The 15,452-nt window shown below is 69.7% G+C and carries 13 protein-coding genes; 10 read left to right on the forward strand and 3 right to left on the reverse strand.

Translation table 11 applies throughout. The features are described 5' to 3' along the window. Position 1 precedes the first annotated feature (1 nt). Positions 2-1,465, reverse strand: a complete 1,464-nt coding sequence (locus KGD87_RS17420; RefSeq protein WP_284668518.1) for a glutamine synthetase family protein — start codon at positions 1,463-1,465, stop codon at positions 2-4. 204 nt (positions 1,466-1,669) lie between these two features. Between KGD87_RS17420 and KGD87_RS17425 the strand changes: the two genes are divergently transcribed. The 4 genes from KGD87_RS17425 to KGD87_RS17440 all read left to right on the forward strand — a co-directional run bounded on the left by KGD87_RS17425 (position 1,670) and on the right by KGD87_RS17440 (position 4,715). Next, positions 1,670-2,425, forward strand: coding sequence for a glutamine amidotransferase (locus tag KGD87_RS17425; RefSeq protein ID WP_284668519.1), 756 nt, complete (start codon positions 1,670-1,672; stop codon positions 2,423-2,425). Between the two features lie 17 nt (positions 2,426-2,442). Further along, positions 2,443-2,895, forward strand: a complete 453-nt coding sequence (locus tag KGD87_RS17430) for a hypothetical protein (protein ID WP_284668520.1) — start codon at positions 2,443-2,445, stop codon at positions 2,893-2,895. Positions 2,896-2,910: 15 nt separating this feature from the next. Continuing rightward, positions 2,911-3,369: a hypothetical protein gene (locus KGD87_RS17435; protein WP_284668521.1), complete on the forward strand. Its 459-nt coding sequence runs from the start codon at positions 2,911-2,913 to the stop codon at positions 3,367-3,369. Between the two features lie 119 nt (positions 3,370-3,488). Then, positions 3,489-4,715 carry an AI-2E family transporter gene (locus tag KGD87_RS17440; protein ID WP_284668522.1) on the forward strand — a complete coding sequence of 409 codons (1,227 nt, stop codon included), beginning with the start codon at positions 3,489-3,491 and terminating at the stop codon, positions 4,713-4,715. Positions 4,716-4,718: 3 nt separating this feature from the next. Here the strand turns inward: KGD87_RS17440 and KGD87_RS17445 are convergent, their stop codons facing one another. Both KGD87_RS17445 and rho read right to left on the reverse strand, forming a co-directional pair. Further along, positions 4,719-5,033 (reverse strand): hypothetical protein, encoded by a 315-nt coding sequence (locus KGD87_RS17445; RefSeq protein WP_284668523.1) that lies wholly within the window; start codon positions 5,031-5,033, stop codon positions 4,719-4,721. 25 nt (positions 5,034-5,058) lie between these two features. Further along, on the reverse strand, positions 5,059-6,687 hold the full coding sequence (gene rho, locus KGD87_RS17450) for a transcription termination factor Rho (protein WP_284668524.1): 1,629 nt from the start codon (positions 6,685-6,687) through the stop codon (positions 5,059-5,061). A 455-nt stretch (positions 6,688-7,142) separates the two neighbouring features. On the opposite strand from rho, the gene ligA reads away from it, so the two are divergent. The 6 genes from ligA to KGD87_RS17480 all read left to right on the forward strand — a co-directional run bounded on the left by ligA (position 7,143) and on the right by KGD87_RS17480 (position 15,448). Beyond that, positions 7,143-9,161, forward strand: coding sequence for an NAD-dependent DNA ligase LigA (gene ligA / locus KGD87_RS17455; RefSeq protein ID WP_284668525.1), 2,019 nt, complete (start codon positions 7,143-7,145; stop codon positions 9,159-9,161). Positions 9,162-9,164: 3 nt separating this feature from the next. After that, positions 9,165-9,464, forward strand: coding sequence for an acylphosphatase (locus KGD87_RS17460; protein ID WP_284668526.1), 300 nt, complete (start codon positions 9,165-9,167; stop codon positions 9,462-9,464). Further along, complete coding sequence (locus tag KGD87_RS17465; protein WP_284668527.1) at positions 9,461-9,904, forward strand: DUF3052 domain-containing protein; 444 nt, start codon at positions 9,461-9,463, stop codon at positions 9,902-9,904. The genes KGD87_RS17460 and KGD87_RS17465 overlap by 4 nt, the downstream gene beginning before the upstream one ends. A 551-nt stretch (positions 9,905-10,455) precedes the next feature. Next, complete coding sequence (locus tag KGD87_RS17470; RefSeq protein ID WP_284668528.1) at positions 10,456-13,227, forward strand: Rne/Rng family ribonuclease; 2,772 nt, start codon at positions 10,456-10,458, stop codon at positions 13,225-13,227. Positions 13,228-13,583: 356 nt separating this feature from the next. Next, positions 13,584-14,969, forward strand: a complete 1,386-nt coding sequence (locus KGD87_RS17475; RefSeq protein WP_284668529.1) for a YhjD/YihY/BrkB family envelope integrity protein — start codon at positions 13,584-13,586, stop codon at positions 14,967-14,969. A gap of 125 nt (positions 14,970-15,094) precedes the next feature. Next, positions 15,095-15,448, forward strand: coding sequence for an HU family DNA-binding protein (locus tag KGD87_RS17480; RefSeq protein WP_163782702.1), 354 nt, complete (start codon positions 15,095-15,097; stop codon positions 15,446-15,448). Positions 15,449-15,452: the final 4 nt, after the last annotated feature.

Consider the following 15,452-nt stretch of genomic DNA (forward strand, 5'->3'; position numbering starts at 1 on the left):
ATCAGATGAGCTCCAGGTAACGCTCCAACTCCCAGTTGGTGACGGCGCGCTCGTACTGACGCACCTCCCACTCGCGCGTGCGCACGAAGTGGTCCACGAAGCCGTCGCCCAGCAGCTCCCGCGCGCGCTCGCTGCCCTTCAGCAGCGCCACCGCGTCCTTGAGGCTGCGGGGCAAGGGCGGCGCGTCGTTCTTCGCGTAGGCGTTGGCCTCGCAGGGCGCGGGCGGCTCCACCTCGTTCTCGATGCCCCACAGGCCCGCGGCCAGGCTGACCGCCATGCCGATGTACGCGTTCATGTCCGCGCCCAGTTGCCGGTACTCCACGCGCATCGCCTTGGCGTTCTCACCGATGACACGGATGGCGGTGGTGCGGTTCTCCAGACCCCACGTCACGGTGGTGGGCGCCCAGGTGTTCTCCACGCTGCGCTTGTAGCTGTTGATGGTGGGCCAGTAGAGCGCGGTGAGCTCCGGCATCAGCGCCACCTGCCCGCCGATATAGTGGCGCAGCAGCTTGCTCATGCCGTGCGGCGCCTTCGCGTCGTGGAAGAGGTTGTGCGCCCCGTCCAAATCCCACAGCGACTGGTGGACGTGCCCCGAGCACCCCGGCAGCTTCGCGTTCACCTTCGCCATGAAGCACGCGGTGAGGCCGTGGCGAGCGCAAATCTCCTTCACCACCGTCTTGAAGAGCGCGGCCTTGTCCGCCGACTGCTCGATGTCGTCGTAGCGGATGGCCGCCTCGAAGACGCCCGGCCCCGTCTCCGTGTGGAAGCCCTCGATGCCCAGGCCGAAGGCGTTGCACCCGTCGATGAGCGCATGCACCAGCGGCGCGTTGAGCGACGTGCGCAGCCACGAATAGCCGAACATGCCCGGCGTCAGCGGCGTCAGGTCCTGGAAGCCCTTGTCCCGCAGGCTCTGCGGCTGCTCCTTGAAGATGAAGAACTCGTACTCCGCGCCGAAGCGCGGCAGGTACCCCAGCGCGCGCGCGCGGGCGGCCACCTTCTGGAGGAGCTGCCGGGGGCTCGCCTCGAACGGCGTGCCGTCGGGGTTCTCGAAGTCGAGCAGGAACGCCGCGGTGTCCGGCTCCCAGGGAATGACGCGGCCGGTGGACAGGTCCACCTTCGCGTGGGCATCCGGGTAGCCGGTGTGCCAGCCCGTCACCGCGGTGTTGTCGAGCAGGTCGTCGCTCAAGTCCCAGCCGAAGACGACGTCGCAGAAGCCCAGGCCGCCCTTGGCGGCGCTGAGGAACTTCTCCAGGGAGATGTACTTGCCGCGCCAGACGCCATCGACGTCCACCGCGCCCACCTTCACCTTCTGGATGCCCTTCTCGTCCAGCCACTGGCGCAGCGTGTCCACGCTCGCCGCGTCCCGCGCCGCCGGACCTCGCGCGGACGCACGCGACGCCTTGCCGCGAACCCGGCGGGCCATGGCAGGGTGGGTCAGGACCTTCGCCTTGGGTCGGGTCGGCATCGATTCAATCCCTTCTCTTGCTGGAAACGCCTGACGCCCAGGGCTCCACCCGCCGCCCGGCCATGCGCAGACTGGGGACGATGGATGAGCAGGTGAGCCAACGGGCGCCGGTCATGTGGATACCTCGAAGCACACGGGCGCGTTCCACTGCGACTGGCCAGGAACGGACACGCGGGGGCACGACACGGTAGGAATGGGAACGCAATGCGGCAACCTACGTCGGTGAAGAACGTCCTCTTGCTGAAAGCCGGTGACGCGGCCGCCTCGGTGCGCGTCTCCATCGGTGACTACGACCGGTGGTTTCTGCAAACCATTGGACATTCCGGCTACCGCTTCGACGTCGTCCCGGTGCACCAGGGCGCACCCCTGCCCACGCGCGCGGAGGGCTACGACGCGGTGATGATGACGGGCTCGCCGCTGTCGGTGACGGCGCCCGCGCCGTGGATGCGGCGCGCCGCGGACTTCATGGTGGAGGCCGGTGAGCGGGGCACGCCCGTGCTGGGCGTGTGCTTCGGTCAGCAGCTCCTGGCGCATGCGTATGGCGGCAGCGTCTCACGCAATCCCCAGGGGCGGGAGACGGGCAGCGTCGAGGTGACGCTCACCGAGGCCGGCAAGCAGGACCCGCTCTTCGACGGCGTGCCGGAGCGCTTCACCGTGCAGGCGACGCACGAGGACATCGTCTCGAACCTCCCCGACGGCGCGCGGGTGCTGGCGGGCAACGCGAACACGGCCGCGCAGGCGCTGGCCTTCCGCCCCAACGTGCGCGGCGTGCAGTTCCATCCGGAGGCCGGCGTGGACACCCTTCGCGCCGTCATCGAGGCCCGCCGGGAGGGCCTGGAGCGGGCCTCCGTGGCGCGCGGCGCCGCGCCCGGCGAACACGTCCGTCAGCTGCTGGCGGGCCTCACGCCCTCGCCCGCGGGCCGTAGAATCCTGCTGAACTTCCTCGAGCGCTTCTCCTGACCTGACAGAGGCCCCCCGTGTCCCGTCTCGCCCTGCCGACCCTGCTCCTCGCCCTGCTCACCACCGCGTGCTCGGAGGACTTGTGCACCCAGGCGCCCCGCTGTGACGGCACAGAAGCGCTCAACTGCGAGCCGGAGTGCACGGTGGGCCCGTGCTCCAGCGGCCCCCTCCTCCAGGAGTGCACCGAGCGCACGACGTGCACCGTCGTCCCCGGAGACCGCAACGACGCGCGCTTCTTCCGCTCTCGCGCCGTGTGCGCCGTCACCCTGGAGGCCTGCGACCCGGCGACCGCGGCCCCGCCGACCTGCGGGAGCGACCGCTTCGTCACCGGCTGCAGCGCCTACCGCCGCGATATCCGCGTGTCCTGCTCGCAGTCGGCGCTCTACTTCGCGCAGGTGCCCCCCTGCTGCCAGGGCGTGGGCCCGGACGACGGCGGCACCGACGCGGGCACGGGCGACGGCGGGATTTGAGGTAGAGAAGAAGCCATGGCGTCGCGCTGGGATTACCTCTTCGACCTCAAACCGGTTTCCCTGCTGGAGCACCTCCTGGAGGAGGTGGCGAAGCTGCTGCACAAGGACCTGCAGCAGTGGCCCCCCCCCGTCGAGGAGCTGGACCTGGACACCGGGGGCCACTTCGCGCCGCTCTTCACGGAGCCACGGCCCCGGCCGTCCCGCGCCGTCTACACGGAGGCCTTCCGGCTGGCCCAGTGGGAGCTGGCGCGAGAGACGGACGCCTACGACGAATACATGCGCAACAAGCGCTACCTGGAGCGGGGCCTGGTGCCGGACGACCGGCTGCCCCTGCTGCTGCTCAGCCGCTGGCTCACCGAGCAGATGCTGGGCCTGGGCGAGGCCACCGAGGGCCGCGTCAAACGCAAGCACATGCGCGACTGCCTGGAGCGGCTCCAGTCGAAGCTCAGCGTCTTCCCGGCGCCCAGCGCCTGAGCCGCCGCCGGGTGGCCCGGTGAAATGTTGAACGGGCACCATCCCCCTCCCAGGACGCGGGCGGGGCGCTCGCATGGCGGCCCTTGTCACCGGGAAGGCACTGCCGTAAGCCAGACGGCATGTCGCCGCAGCCTTCGGACTCCACCACTTCCGCCAACCGACGCAAGCGCCTGCTCCTCCTGGGCGCGCTGTGGCTGAGCATGGCGCTGGTCCTGCTGGCCTTCCGCTCGGTGGTGATGCCCTTCGCGGGCGCAGCGCTCATCGCCTACCTGGTGCAGCCGCTGGTGGGACGCATCTCCCGGGTGAAGGTGGCCGGCCGGCCGGTGCCGCGCTGGGCGGCGCTGCTGCTCATCTACGCCGGCTTCTTCGTGGGCGTGTACCTCTTCATCGTCGCGCTGGCGCCCCAGCTCTACCGCGAGCTGACGCGCGTCAGCCGTGAGGCGGTGACGTTCGCCAACACGCTCACCCCGGAGCACATCCAGGAGCTCGCGCAGCGCTCGGAGACGTGGCTCAGCACGCGGGGCATTCCGGTGGCGCTCTCCAACCGCGCGCTGGAGGGCGCGGACGCGGGGAGCAGCAACGGCACCTTCGGCTTCGCGTTGGACCTGGAGCAGTTCCTGGGGGACGCGGTGAAGCGCGTGTCCCTCCTGGTGCAGGAGAACCTGGGCGACATCGTCAACGTGTCCCGCAACATCGTCACCAGCGTGGCCGCGGGCGTCTTCATGCTCTTCTTCGTGCTGATGGTGGCCGCGTTCTTCTCCATCGACGCGCAGGCCATCCGCCACTACTTCGGCACGCTGATTCCGCCGGAGTACGCCACCGACGCGCGGCAGCTCCTGGAGCGCATCGACCGCTCGCTGTCCGGCGTGGTGCGCGGCCAGGTCACCATCTGCATCGTCAACGGCGTCCTGACGTTCATCGGCCTCTTGCTGTTCGGCGTGAAGTTCGCGTTCCTGCTGGCGACCATCGCCACCTTCTTCAGCCTCATCCCGATTTTCGGCACCATCCTCAGCTCGGTGCCCATCGTCCTCATCGCGCTGGCGGACGGCTTCCAGAAGGGGCTGGCGATTCTGGCGTGGATCATCGGCATCCACGCGCTGGAGGCCTACTTCCTCAACCCCAAAATCATGGGGCAGGCGGCGCACCTGCACCCCGTCATCGTCGCCTTCTCCCTCATCGCCGGAGAGCGGCTCTTCGGGCTGGTGGGCGCCCTCTTCGCGGTGCCCGTGGCGTCCGTCCTGGTGGCGTGCTTCGACTACGCGCGGCTCATGGCCCAGCCCGCGCCCGCGGTGGCCCTGGCCACGCCCGGCCCGCTGCCCGTCGAACGTCAGCCGCCCGCCGCCTGAGCCCTACTGACAGGCGGCGGCGCAGCGCGCTTCACGGCAGGTGGGGATGCAACGCCCGCAGTCGATGGAGCCCTCCGGGCAGCCACTGGTGCAGGGGGCGCCGCACGTCGGCCCTTCGTCCGCGTGCGTGACGGCGGTCCCCAGCCCACAACACGCGTTGGCCACGCAGTCGTCGTCCGAGTAACACGTCTGGTCGGACAACACCGGGGGCATGTCCCCCAGCGGCAGGTCCTCCAGGCCGTCACACCCCACTCCACCACCGCCCAGCGTCACCCCCAGCGCGAGGGTGAGCAGGCGGAAACGTCCGTGTCTGAGCAATGGACACTCCTTGCCCGGACACTCTCTACCGGTTCATCGACCCGAGGAAGTCCGCATTCGACGGGGTGGGCCGCATGTGTTTGAGCACGAACTCCATCGCGTCGATGGGGGTGAACGGGTGGAGCACCTGCCGCAGGGCGGTGATGCGCACCAGGTCGCCCGGGCCGAGCAGCAGCTCCTCCTTGCGCGTACCGGACTTGTTGATGTCCAGCGTCGGGAAGATGCGCTTCTCCATCAGCTTCCGGTCCAGGACGATTTCGGAGTTACCCGTGCCCTTGAACTCCTCGAAGATGACCTCGTCCATGCGGCTGCCGGTGTCGATGAGCGCGGTGCCGATGATGGTCAGCGACCCGCCCTCCTCGATGTTGCGCGCGGCGCCGAAGAAGCGCTTGGGCTTGTGGAGCGCGTTGGCGTCCACGCCGCCGGACAGAATCTTGCCGGACGCGGGCACCACCGTGTTGTAGGCGCGCGCCAGACGGGTGATGGAGTCCAGCAGGATGCAGACGTCGTACTTCTGCTCGACCAGGCGCTTGGCCTTGTCGATGACCATCTCCGCCACCTGCACGTGGCGCGTGGCGGGCTCGTCGAAGGTGGAGGACACCACCTCGCCGCGCACGTTGCGCTCCATGTCCGTCACCTCTTCCGGGCGCTCGTCCACGAGCAGCACGATGAGGTACACGTCCGGGTGGTTGCGGCTGATGGCGTGCGCGATGTTCTGCAGCAGCACCGTCTTGCCGGCCTTCGGCGGCGCCACGATGAGGCAGCGCTGGCCCAGGCCAATGGGGCAGAACATGTCGATGATGCGCGTGGTCATCTCCGACGCCTCGTGCTCCAGCTTGAGCTTGCGCGTCGGATAGAGCGGCGTGAGGTTGTCGAACAGGATGCGGTCGCGCGCCGCGTCCGACATCGGGTCCGCGAAGTTGACCTTGTCCACCTTCTGGAGCGCGAAGAAGCGCTCGCCCTCGCGGGGCTGGCGGATGGGGCCCGTCACCGTGTCGCCGGGGCGCAGGTTGAAGCGGCGCACCTGCGACGGGGACACGTAGATGTCGTCCGGGCTGGGCTGGTAGTCGCTGTCCGCGCTGCGCAGGAAGCCGAAGCCGTCGCTGAGCAGCTCCATCACGCCTTCCGCGTGGACCTCGAAGCGCTTGTCGGCGATGCCGCCCAGCAGCGCGAAGATGAGGTCCTGCTTCTTCAGGCCCTGGTACCCCTCGACGCCCACGTCCTGGGCCATCTTCGAGAGGTCGGTGATCTTCATCCGCTTCAGGTCATTGAGCTTGATGACCTGCATGGGCTCGCCGTCGCGGGTGACTTCCGTGATGGCGGGGGCCTCGGGCGGCTCCGGAGGAGGCGGCAGGGTGGCGGCCGGCTCTTCGGCCTCGCCGGAGATGCGGGCCTCCTGGAGGTCGTCGTCCCGCACCGGGCGGGAGATGGGGGTGAGCACCGGACGGGGCGGCTCGGCGGGGGCCTCCTCGGCCTCGGCGCCAGGCTCGTCGTCGCGGCGGGCAGCGCTGCGACGGGCGCGCGGGGCGGGCTTTTCGGCCTCGTCCCGCTCCACCGTCTTCGCTGCGCGCTTGCGGCGGGGCTTCTCCGTGTCCGCCTCGACGGCGACCTCGGTGTCAGCGGCCTTCTCTCTCGAAGTACGGGCTTTACGCATGTCTGTAACGCTTGGGGAGGAATGATGCGCCCGAGGACTCGGACAGGTGGAATGGCGGGGGGAGACGTCCGCGCAGCCCTCGGAAGCACCTTCCAGGAGGACGGCCCCGCCGGAATCCCAGGAAGGGACTGCGCGGGCGTGAGCCTTGTGGTTGGGAGAAGAGTCGGCGCCGTCGGATACGCCTGCGCCATGAACCGCGAGGGACGTTATTGACCCCCTCCTGGCCTGTCAAGGCATCTTGAGGGCCACGGTTGCGTCGCTTCCAGCTGAGCAACACGCCGCCCCCGGGCCCCCATTTCCAAGCCGGCCGTGCGGGCCTTCCGCAGTCCCCTGCCCCGGACTTGAGGCGCCGGCGGGCCTGCGGGCGACCGGACCTTGTCGGTCGGGAACCGTAGAGTGGCCGCCTTTCGAGGCACGCGCCGCCGCGCCGTGTTTTGGAGTAAGGACCGCGAACCGTGGACGACTTCCAGAAAGCCGCAGCCCGAGCCCGTGAGCTCCACCGTGAGCTGGCGCACCACAACTACCGTTACTACGTCCTCGACTCGCCCGAGGTCAGCGACGCGCGATACGACACGTTGATGCGCGAGTTGCAGGACCTGGAGGCGCGGCATCCGAGCCTCCAGACGCCAGACTCGCCCACCCAGCGCGTGGGCGGCGCGGCGGCCGAGGCGTTCGGCGAGGTGGTGCACCGGGCGCCCATGCTCTCGCTGGCCAACATCTTCGAGGACCAGGGCCTCATCGAGTTCGACGAGCGCATCCGCAAGCTGGTGGGGCTGCCCGCCGTCACCTATGTCTGTGAGCCCAAGCTGGACGGGCTCGCCATCGCGCTGCGCTACGAAAAGGGCGCCTTCGTCCAGGGCGCCACCCGGGGCGACGGCGCCACGGGAGAGGACGTCACCGGCAACCTGCGCACCATCCGCAGCCTGCCCATGTCGCTGTTCCCCCAGGACGGCGTGAAGGTGCCGGACGTGCTGGAGGTGCGGGGCGAGGTCTTCATCCGCAAGAAGGACTTCCAGAAGCTCAACGAGAAGCGCGAGGAGGAAGGCGAGCCGCTCTTCGCCAACCCGCGCAACGCCGCCGCCGGCAGCCTGCGCCAGTTGGACCCGCGCATGACGGCCGCGCGGCCCCTCTCCGTGTTCCTCTACGAATGCGTCCCGGGCGAAGGCGTTCCCGGCTTCAAGACGCACATCGAGAAGCTGGAGTACCTCAAGACGCTGGGCCTGCCCATCAACCAGTACCGCCGCGCCGACGGCCTGGAGGGCGTGCGCGAGGCCTATGACGCCTCCCTCAAGGGCCGCCACGAGCTGCCCTTCGAGGTGGACGGCATGGTGGTGAAGGTGGATGACGAGGACCAGCGCAAGCGCCTGGGCCAGGTCTCCAAGAGCCCCCGCTGGGCGGTGGCCTACAAGTTCCCGCCGGAGGAGGAGTCCACGGAGGTGATGGACATCGGCATCCAGGTGGGCCGCACGGGCGCGCTGACGCCGGTGGCGCACCTCAAGCCGGTGAAGGTGGGCGGCGTCACGGTGGCGCGCGCCACGCTGCACAACGAGGACGAGCTGCGCCGCAAGGACGTGCGCAAGGGCGACACCGTCTTCGTGCGCCGCGCCGGTGACGTGATTCCGGAAATCGTCTCCGTCGTGCTGTCCAGGCGCCCCGCGGACTCCGCCCCCTTCGAATTCCCCAAGCACTGCCCCGTCTGCGACGCGGTGGCGACGAAGGACGAGGACGGCGCCATCATCCGCTGCACGGGCGCCTCGTGCCCCGCACAACTGGTGGAGAAGATCCGCCACTTCGCCAGCCGCCTGGCCATGGACATCGAAGGGCTGGGCGACAAGCTGGCCGCGCAGCTGGTGGCCACCGGCAGGGTGAAGGCGTTCGCGGACCTCTACGCGCTCACCAAGGAGAACCTGCTGACGCTGGAGCGCATGGGCGACAAGAGCGCGGACAACCTCGTCGCGTCACTGGAGCGCTCCAAGCAGACCACGCAGCGCCGCTTCCTCTATGCCCTGGGCATCCGTCACGTCGGTGACGCCACCGCCAAGGCGCTGGCGGAGGCCTTCCCTCAGTCGGAGAAGCTCTTTGGTGCCAGCCTGGAGGACATCTCCCGGGTAAAGGACGTCGGTCCCATCATGGCCCAGGTCATCCACACCTTCTTCCAGGAGCCCCAGAACCAGGAGGCCATCCGCGCGCTGCTGGCGGCGGGTGTCACGCCCGCGGCGCCTCAGGTCGCCACGGGAGGCCCCTTCGTGGGCAAGTCGGTGGTGCTCACCGGCGCGATGACAGGTATGACGCGGGAGCAGGCCAAGGAAGAGGTCGAGCGCCGGGGCGGCAAGGTCGCCGGAAGTGTCTCGCGCAAGACCGATTTCGTCGTGGCCGGCGAGGATGCGGGCAGCAAGCTGAAGAAGGCCCAGGAACTCGGGGTAAGAATCCTGGACGAGCAGGCGTTCCTGCAGATGCTGCAGCCGAACGCCTAGAGGATGGGGCGGTCCATGAGTGGCACGCGGCGAGCCTCGCTGCGCATCGAAGGCAAGGTGCAGGGCGTGTTCTTCCGGGAGAGCGCCCGCGTTGAAGCGACACGCCTGGGTCTGACAGGCTGGGTGCGCAACCGGCCGGACGGGGCCGTGGAGGCCGTCGTGGAAGGGGAGCCCGCCGTGCTCGAGGAATTCATCCGCTGGTGTCATCACGGTCCGACGCAGGCCCGGGTTTCGGGCGTGCAGTGCACGGACGGCGAGGCCACCGGCGAGTTCAGTCAATTCAATGTGGAGCGCACGTCATGACGCCCTACGCGCTGGCCTCCCTTCCGGCCATGCTGGGCATCCGGGCCGGGTCCAAGGTCTCCGTCATCAACCCGCCGCGGGGCTTCGTGCAGAAGCTCAACCCGCTGCCGGATGGGGTGGAGTTCCTCATCACCGCGGTGACGGGCCTGGATGTCATCCTCTTCTTCACCCAGGACCCGCAGGAGCTGGTGCAGCGGCTGCCGGCCCTGGCCCGCGCCATGGCCCTCACCGGCGGCATCTGGGTGTGCTGGCCGGGAGGCGAAAACGCCCGCCGGGGCCTCACCGAGGACTTCGTCCGCCATGCGGCCCTGGACATCGGTCTGGTGGACAACAAAATCTGCACCATCGACGCCACCTGGACAGGTCTCCGGCTGGTGAGGCGGCCCCGAGGGCGACTGGACAAGCCAGGGGAGCGCAAGCAAGCCCCTGCCCAGGCCTGACGCCCTGCCGGGTTGCCGCCCGGCATCTGCCCGACAGTGGATGGATGCCGTTTCTCGGCTTTACACACCCGGGGGGCCGTGAAAAACTCCTCGTGTTTCTGGACGGTTGTGTGACGCCCCGCGTTGTCGGGGGTCAACGTCTGGTAGGGATTTTGACGGGTTGCGTTCCCGGCTCCTCTGGCCGCGTCAGCCGCACCGAGGCTCCAGTCGCCCCCCCAAGGTGGCCCACGATGGGCACCGACCGGGTGTGGATAGAAGAGCGGGCGGCACGCGCGTCGTGGGGAAGCTCGAACGCGTTGTGAAGACAAGGCCTCGCCCGGCACGGTGCCGGTCGCAATGCGGGGCGCCAATGAACTCGGAGGAGCAGGCGGTGGTCCCCTCGGTCCTCGACAGCGCGCCCCCAGCCGTGCCCGGCATGCCCGGGTCGGTGGCGCTCGCTGTAGGTCCGCCAGAGGCCGCCTCTCCCTTCGCAGCGCGCTCGGAGGCGCGGCGTCTCGCCGCCGCCCGTCCGGTGAGGTCCGCCCTACCGCGCGCGCCAGCAGGATTCATCCATGAGCAGCATCCTGGTCATCAACGCCGCGGGTCGAGAGACGCGCGTCGCGCTCGTCGAGGGCGGACACATCGCGGAGTTCTACCTCGAGCGTAAGAAGGACAAGGGCGTCGTCGGGAACATCTACAAGGGTCGCGTCGTCCGGGTGCTCCCCGGCATGCAGGCCGCCTTCGTGGACATTGGCCTGGAGAAGGCGGCGTTCCTCTATGTCAGTGACGTCGTCTACGACCCCGACTTCGCGCGCGCGCAGTTCGAGCTGACCGAAGGCGAACACGAGGATGCGCCGGACGTCCCGGACGAATCCGAGGCCGAGGCCGCGGAGGCCGCCGCCCGGCACGCGCCCCGTCACGTGGCGTCGGAGCCGGAGGACGCCCACGTCGAGCCCGCCGCGGCGTCCACCGAGTCGCTGCCGCGCGACACCGCCCTGGAGCTGGCCGCCAACGCCCCGTCTGTGACGCCGCCGGACGCGGAGACACCGGCGGCGCCCGCGGAGGAAGCGCCGGCAGCCGGGGCGGAGGCAGGGGTGGCCGCCGAGACGGCCGCGCAGCCCGTCACGCCCGAGCAGATTGTCGCGGTCGAGCCGTCCACGGCGACGCCCGTGGAGGCGGCGCCTGCACCGGTGAGTGGCGAGGCCGTGACCGCGCCATCCGCCGAGCCGCAGGTGACCGAGGCCGCCGTGGAGCCGGCCGCGCAGGTGGAGTCTCCCGAGGCGGCGCTGGCCGTGGCCGCGGCGTCCGAGCCCGCCGCGGTCGTGGTGGAGACGCCCGCTGAAGCGGCCGTGGAAGTGGCCGAGGGCGAGGCCACCAGCCTTCCCGTCGAGCCCCCTCCCCCCTCGGCCGCCGCGCTGGGAGACATCATCCCCTCGCCCGCCGCGGAGGGCGCCCAGGCGGCGAAGCCCTCCGAGGTCTCCGGCGAGCGCCGCACGCCGCGCGAGGCCCGTGAGGCGCGTGAGCCCCGGAGCCGGGAGAAGGAGCGCGGCGAGAAGGAAAAGGGCCGCAGGCCGCAGGAGGAGAAGCGCCGGGGCGACAAGCGCGACGACGACAAGGAGAAGGTCAAGCCGCGCCGCACCGACAAGATTGAGGACCTGCTGAAGGTGGGCCAGGAAGTCGTCGTCCAGATTTCCAAGGACCCCATCGGCACCAAGGGCGCGCGGCTCACCTCGCACATCTCCATCCCCGGCCGTCACCTGGTGTTCATGCCCACGGTGGACCACGTGGGCATCAGCCGCCGCATCTCCAACGAGAAGGAGCGCCGGCGTCTGCGTGAAGTCGTGGACCGCCTGCGCCCGCCCGGGACGGGCTTCATCGTCCGCACCGTCGCGGAGAACGTGCCGCAGGAGAAGCTCGAGAGCGACATCCGGTTCCTCATCGAGGTGTGGAACCAGGTGGTGCGCAAGAACGAGAAGCGCGGCGGCCCCGGCCTGCTGCACCCCGACCTGGACCTCATCCTGCGCGCCACGCGCGACCTCTTCGCGCACGACGTGGAGAAGCTCGTCGTCGATGACCGCGAGGAGTACGAGCGCATCCTCGGCTTCGTCACCGCGCAGGACCCCGCGCTGCGAGACAGGGTGGCGCTGCACGAGGGCGACGACACCGTCTTCGACGCGTACGGCATCGAGCAGGAGCTCCAGCGCGCCACCCAGCGCAAGGTGTGGCTGAAGAGCGGCGGCTACCTCATCATCGACCAGGCCGAGGCGCTCACCGCCATCGACGTCAACTCGGGCCGCTACGTCGGCAAGAAGAGCCTCGAGGAGACCATCACCAAGATCAACGTCGAGGCGGCCAAGGAGATTGTCTACCAGCTCCGGCTGCGCAACATCGGCGGCATCATCATCTGCGACTTCATCGACATGGAGAAGGCGCAGAACCGCGACAAGGTCTTCAAGGCGCTGCAGGAAGCGCTGGGTCGCGACAAGGCCAAGACGAACGTGCTGCGCATCTCCGAGCTGGGCCTCGTGGAGATGACGCGCAAGCGCGTGCGCGAGTCCATTGGCCGCATGCTCCACGAGGACTGCCCGTACTGCGACGGCAACGGCTTCGTGAAGACGGCCACCACCGTGGCCTACGAAATCTTCCGGGAGATTCGCCGCGAGGCGCCGGGCTACAAGGACTCCACGCTGGTCATCAACTGCAACGCGGAAGTGGCGCGCCTGCTCCAGGGCGAGGAGCGCAACGAGCTGCGGCACCTGATGGACCGGTACAACAAGTCCATCCAGGTCAAGGCGCAGCAGAACTACCACCGCGAGCAGTACGACATCTACGGACGCTCGGCCTCCGGCCCGGAGCACAAGGTGGCCTCGTCGCCCGGCTCGGGTGATGGCGAACTGGCCATGCAGCAGCGCAAGCCCGACAGCAATGGCGGAGGCTACGGCCGCCAGGAGCAGGGCCGCCGCGGCGGTGGTGGTGGCAGCGGCGGTGGCAGGGACCGGGGCGGTGAGCGCGGCGGCGAGCGCTCCGAGCGCGGTGAGCGCGGCGGAGACCGTCGCGAGGGCCGCCGCGAGGGTCGTGGGGGAGGAGAGCGTCCCCGGGGTGGCGAGCGGGGCGGTGAGCGCTCCGAGCGCGGCGGCGAACGCTCCGAGCGCGGTGGCGAGCGCTCCGAGCGCGGCGGCGAGCGCTCCGAGCGCGGCGGCGAGCGGGGTGAACGCTCCGAGCGCGGCGAGCGGCGTGGAGAGCGCGGCGGCTCGCAGAACGCGTCCGGTGGAGGCGAGAGCGCTGGTGGCTCGACGCCTCCGTCCTCGGGTGGTGGTTCGGAGCCTTCGGGCGGCACGACCTGAGTTCTCCTTCCGCCGAGTCAGTCGTCGGCGCCCTGCCCTCCCTGTGGATTCATGGACGGGGCTGGGAGCCGGCGGCGGGGCCTGGCGGAAGTCGCTGGCCGGTGCACACGAAGCCCCGCACCGTGTCGGCTTGTGTACGCTGGCCAGCTACCTCGAACCGGGGTGGGCTGGCCCTGGCGGCCGTGGATTCGCTAGCGTGAGCGTCTATGTCCCAAGGCGGCTCCCGCCTCACGGGCCAGCCATGTCACACGGATGATGTCCTCACGCTCCGAGCACGTATCGCCCCACCTGGGGCCACGCTCCCTCCGCCTTGGTCAGGCCCGCGCCTGGCGCGGCCGGGCCTCGTGAGGGAACTGGTGAAGCTGACGCCCCTGCCCTGGCTCCGTCACCTCCGTGAGCGGCTGTCCGCCCAGGCCACCCGGCTCTGGGCGCCCGTGCAGCACACGCCCGTGGGGCTGTTCGCGACGGACACCTTCCTGGCCGCGAAGACGGTGGCCCAGGGCTTCCGCGGGGAGAACCTCCGGCTCCGGGCCGCAGCGCTGACCTACGTCAGCATGTTCTCCCTGGTGCCCCTCCTGACGGTGGCGCTGGTGCTGCTGACCGCCTTCCACCAGGAGGAGTTCAAGGAGAAGCTGCGCTTCGTCGTCAGCGAGGTGCTCAACCCCGGGGTCCGCGGCAAGTCCTCCCAGTTCCTCGACCGCTTCCTGAACCCCACGCACACCGTCGCCATGGGCAGCGTGGGCTTCCTGGCGGTGCTGCTGTCCGCCGGCTCGCTGTTGCGGCAGCTCGACGGCGCCGTCAACGAGCTGTGGGGCATCCGGCGGCAGCGGCCGTGGCGCATCCGGCTGCTCATCTACTCGGGCCTCCTGCTCGTGGGGCCCTTCTTCCTCGCGCTGTCCTTCTCCGGAACGGGCAAGGTCCGCGTCTTCCTGCAGAGCCACGCGCCCTACGCCAACGCCTTCATCCTGCTGGGCACCACGCTCGTCACGGTGACGAGCCTCACGCTGCTCTACTACTGGACGCCCTATGCGCATGTCCGCGTCCGGTCCGCGCTCGCCGGAGGACTGGTGGCCGGCCTGGGGTGGACGTTCGCCAAGCAGGTGTACGCCGCGTTCGCGGAGCGCAGCTTCCAGTACAACCCCCTCTACGGCTCGCTTGGCGCGCTCCCGTTGTTCCTGGCCTGGGTCTACGTGAGCTGGCTGCTGGTGCTCTTTGGCGCCCGGCTCTCCTATGCCGTGGAACACACCGCCTTCCGGCACTCCCTCTTCGCCTTTGGGAGCCACCCGCGCGCGCACGAGCTGGTCGCCGCCCGCGTCGCCCAGGAGGCCACCCTGGCCTGGGTGGACGGACTGCAGCCTCCCTCGCCCCGTGAGCTGGCGACGCGGCTGCGCGTCCCCGAGTCGCTTGTCCACGAGGTCGTCGACCGCATGGTGGCCGCCGGGCTGCTGGAGCGCCTCCGCAAAGGGGGCCTGCGTCCCTCGAAGGACCCGGCTGCCCTCACGCTGGCGGACACCACGCTTGCCGTGCACGGTGTGATGCTCACCGGCGGCGCGGAGGGCTGGAGCGGGCCACGGGCGCTTGGCTTCGAACAGATGGAACCCCTCTTCCAGGCAGCTGACTGCGCCGGTGTCGACCTGCTACGTCGCACCCGATGGCTGGACCTGGTGGTGCCGCTCCGCCCAGGACTGGCCGAGCCAGCTCCCGCACCACCGCCCAGGGTGGCCGCGGGGGGAAATCCGTAGAGGTTCTGGGTGGTTGGAAGCTCACCCTGCTTGCACGAAGGAAGTGTTCTGTTATGTTTTCAGGATTCGACCACGGGCCAGAGCGCCCTGTTTCCAAGGGGTCACCGGGTTTGCGGGAGCGTCCGATGCTCAAGTCCGATCTGATCAACATCCTCGTGGCCAAGAGGGGCGTGACGCAGAAGCAGGCTGAGGCCACCGTCGAGACGATTTTCGAGTCGATGAAGGATGCCCTCTGCCGCGGAGAGAACATCGAGATTCGCGGGCTCGGTGCCTTTCACGTGAAGAACTACCAGGGCTACCAGGGCCGCAACCCGAAGACGGGTCAGGTCATCCCGGTGAAGCCCAAGCGCGGCCTGCTCTTCCGCACGGGCAAGGAGCTGCGCGACCGCGTCAACCGTCCGGCGCCTCAGCAGGCCCAGACGGAGCTGCCCTCGCTTCCCGAAAGCAAGGGACCGGGCAACACGGGAACGGGGCTCTAGGCCC

Origin of the sequence: Myxococcus sp. SDU36, from assembly GCF_030168875.1 — a bacterium.
Classification (GTDB): domain Bacteria; phylum Myxococcota; class Myxococcia; order Myxococcales; family Myxococcaceae; genus Myxococcus; species Myxococcus vastator.

Excerpts from the sequence above, each read along its gene's own strand:
- KGD87_RS17440 (WP_284668522.1), top strand. The coding sequence starts at position 3,489 with ATGTCGCCGCAGCCTTCGGACTCCACCACTTCCGCCAACCGACGCAAG.
- KGD87_RS17465 (WP_284668527.1), top strand. The coding sequence starts at position 9,461 with ATGACGCCCTACGCGCTGGCCTCCCTTCCGGCCATGCTGGGCATCCGG.
- KGD87_RS17480 (WP_163782702.1), top strand. The coding sequence starts at position 15,095 with ATGCTCAAGTCCGATCTGATCAACATCCTCGTGGCCAAGAGGGGCGTG.
- KGD87_RS17425 (WP_284668519.1), top strand. The coding sequence starts at position 1,670 with ATGCGGCAACCTACGTCGGTGAAGAACGTCCTCTTGCTGAAAGCCGGT.
- KGD87_RS17460 (WP_284668526.1), top strand. The coding sequence starts at position 9,165 with ATGGGGCGGTCCATGAGTGGCACGCGGCGAGCCTCGCTGCGCATCGAA.
- rho (WP_284668524.1), bottom strand. The coding sequence starts at position 6,687 with ATGCGTAAAGCCCGTACTTCGAGAGAGAAGGCCGCTGACACCGAGGTC.
- KGD87_RS17420 (WP_284668518.1), bottom strand. The coding sequence starts at position 1,465 with ATGCCGACCCGACCCAAGGCGAAGGTCCTGACCCACCCTGCCATGGCC.
- KGD87_RS17470 (WP_284668528.1), top strand. The coding sequence starts at position 10,456 with ATGAGCAGCATCCTGGTCATCAACGCCGCGGGTCGAGAGACGCGCGTC.
- KGD87_RS17435 (WP_284668521.1), top strand. The coding sequence starts at position 2,911 with ATGGCGTCGCGCTGGGATTACCTCTTCGACCTCAAACCGGTTTCCCTG.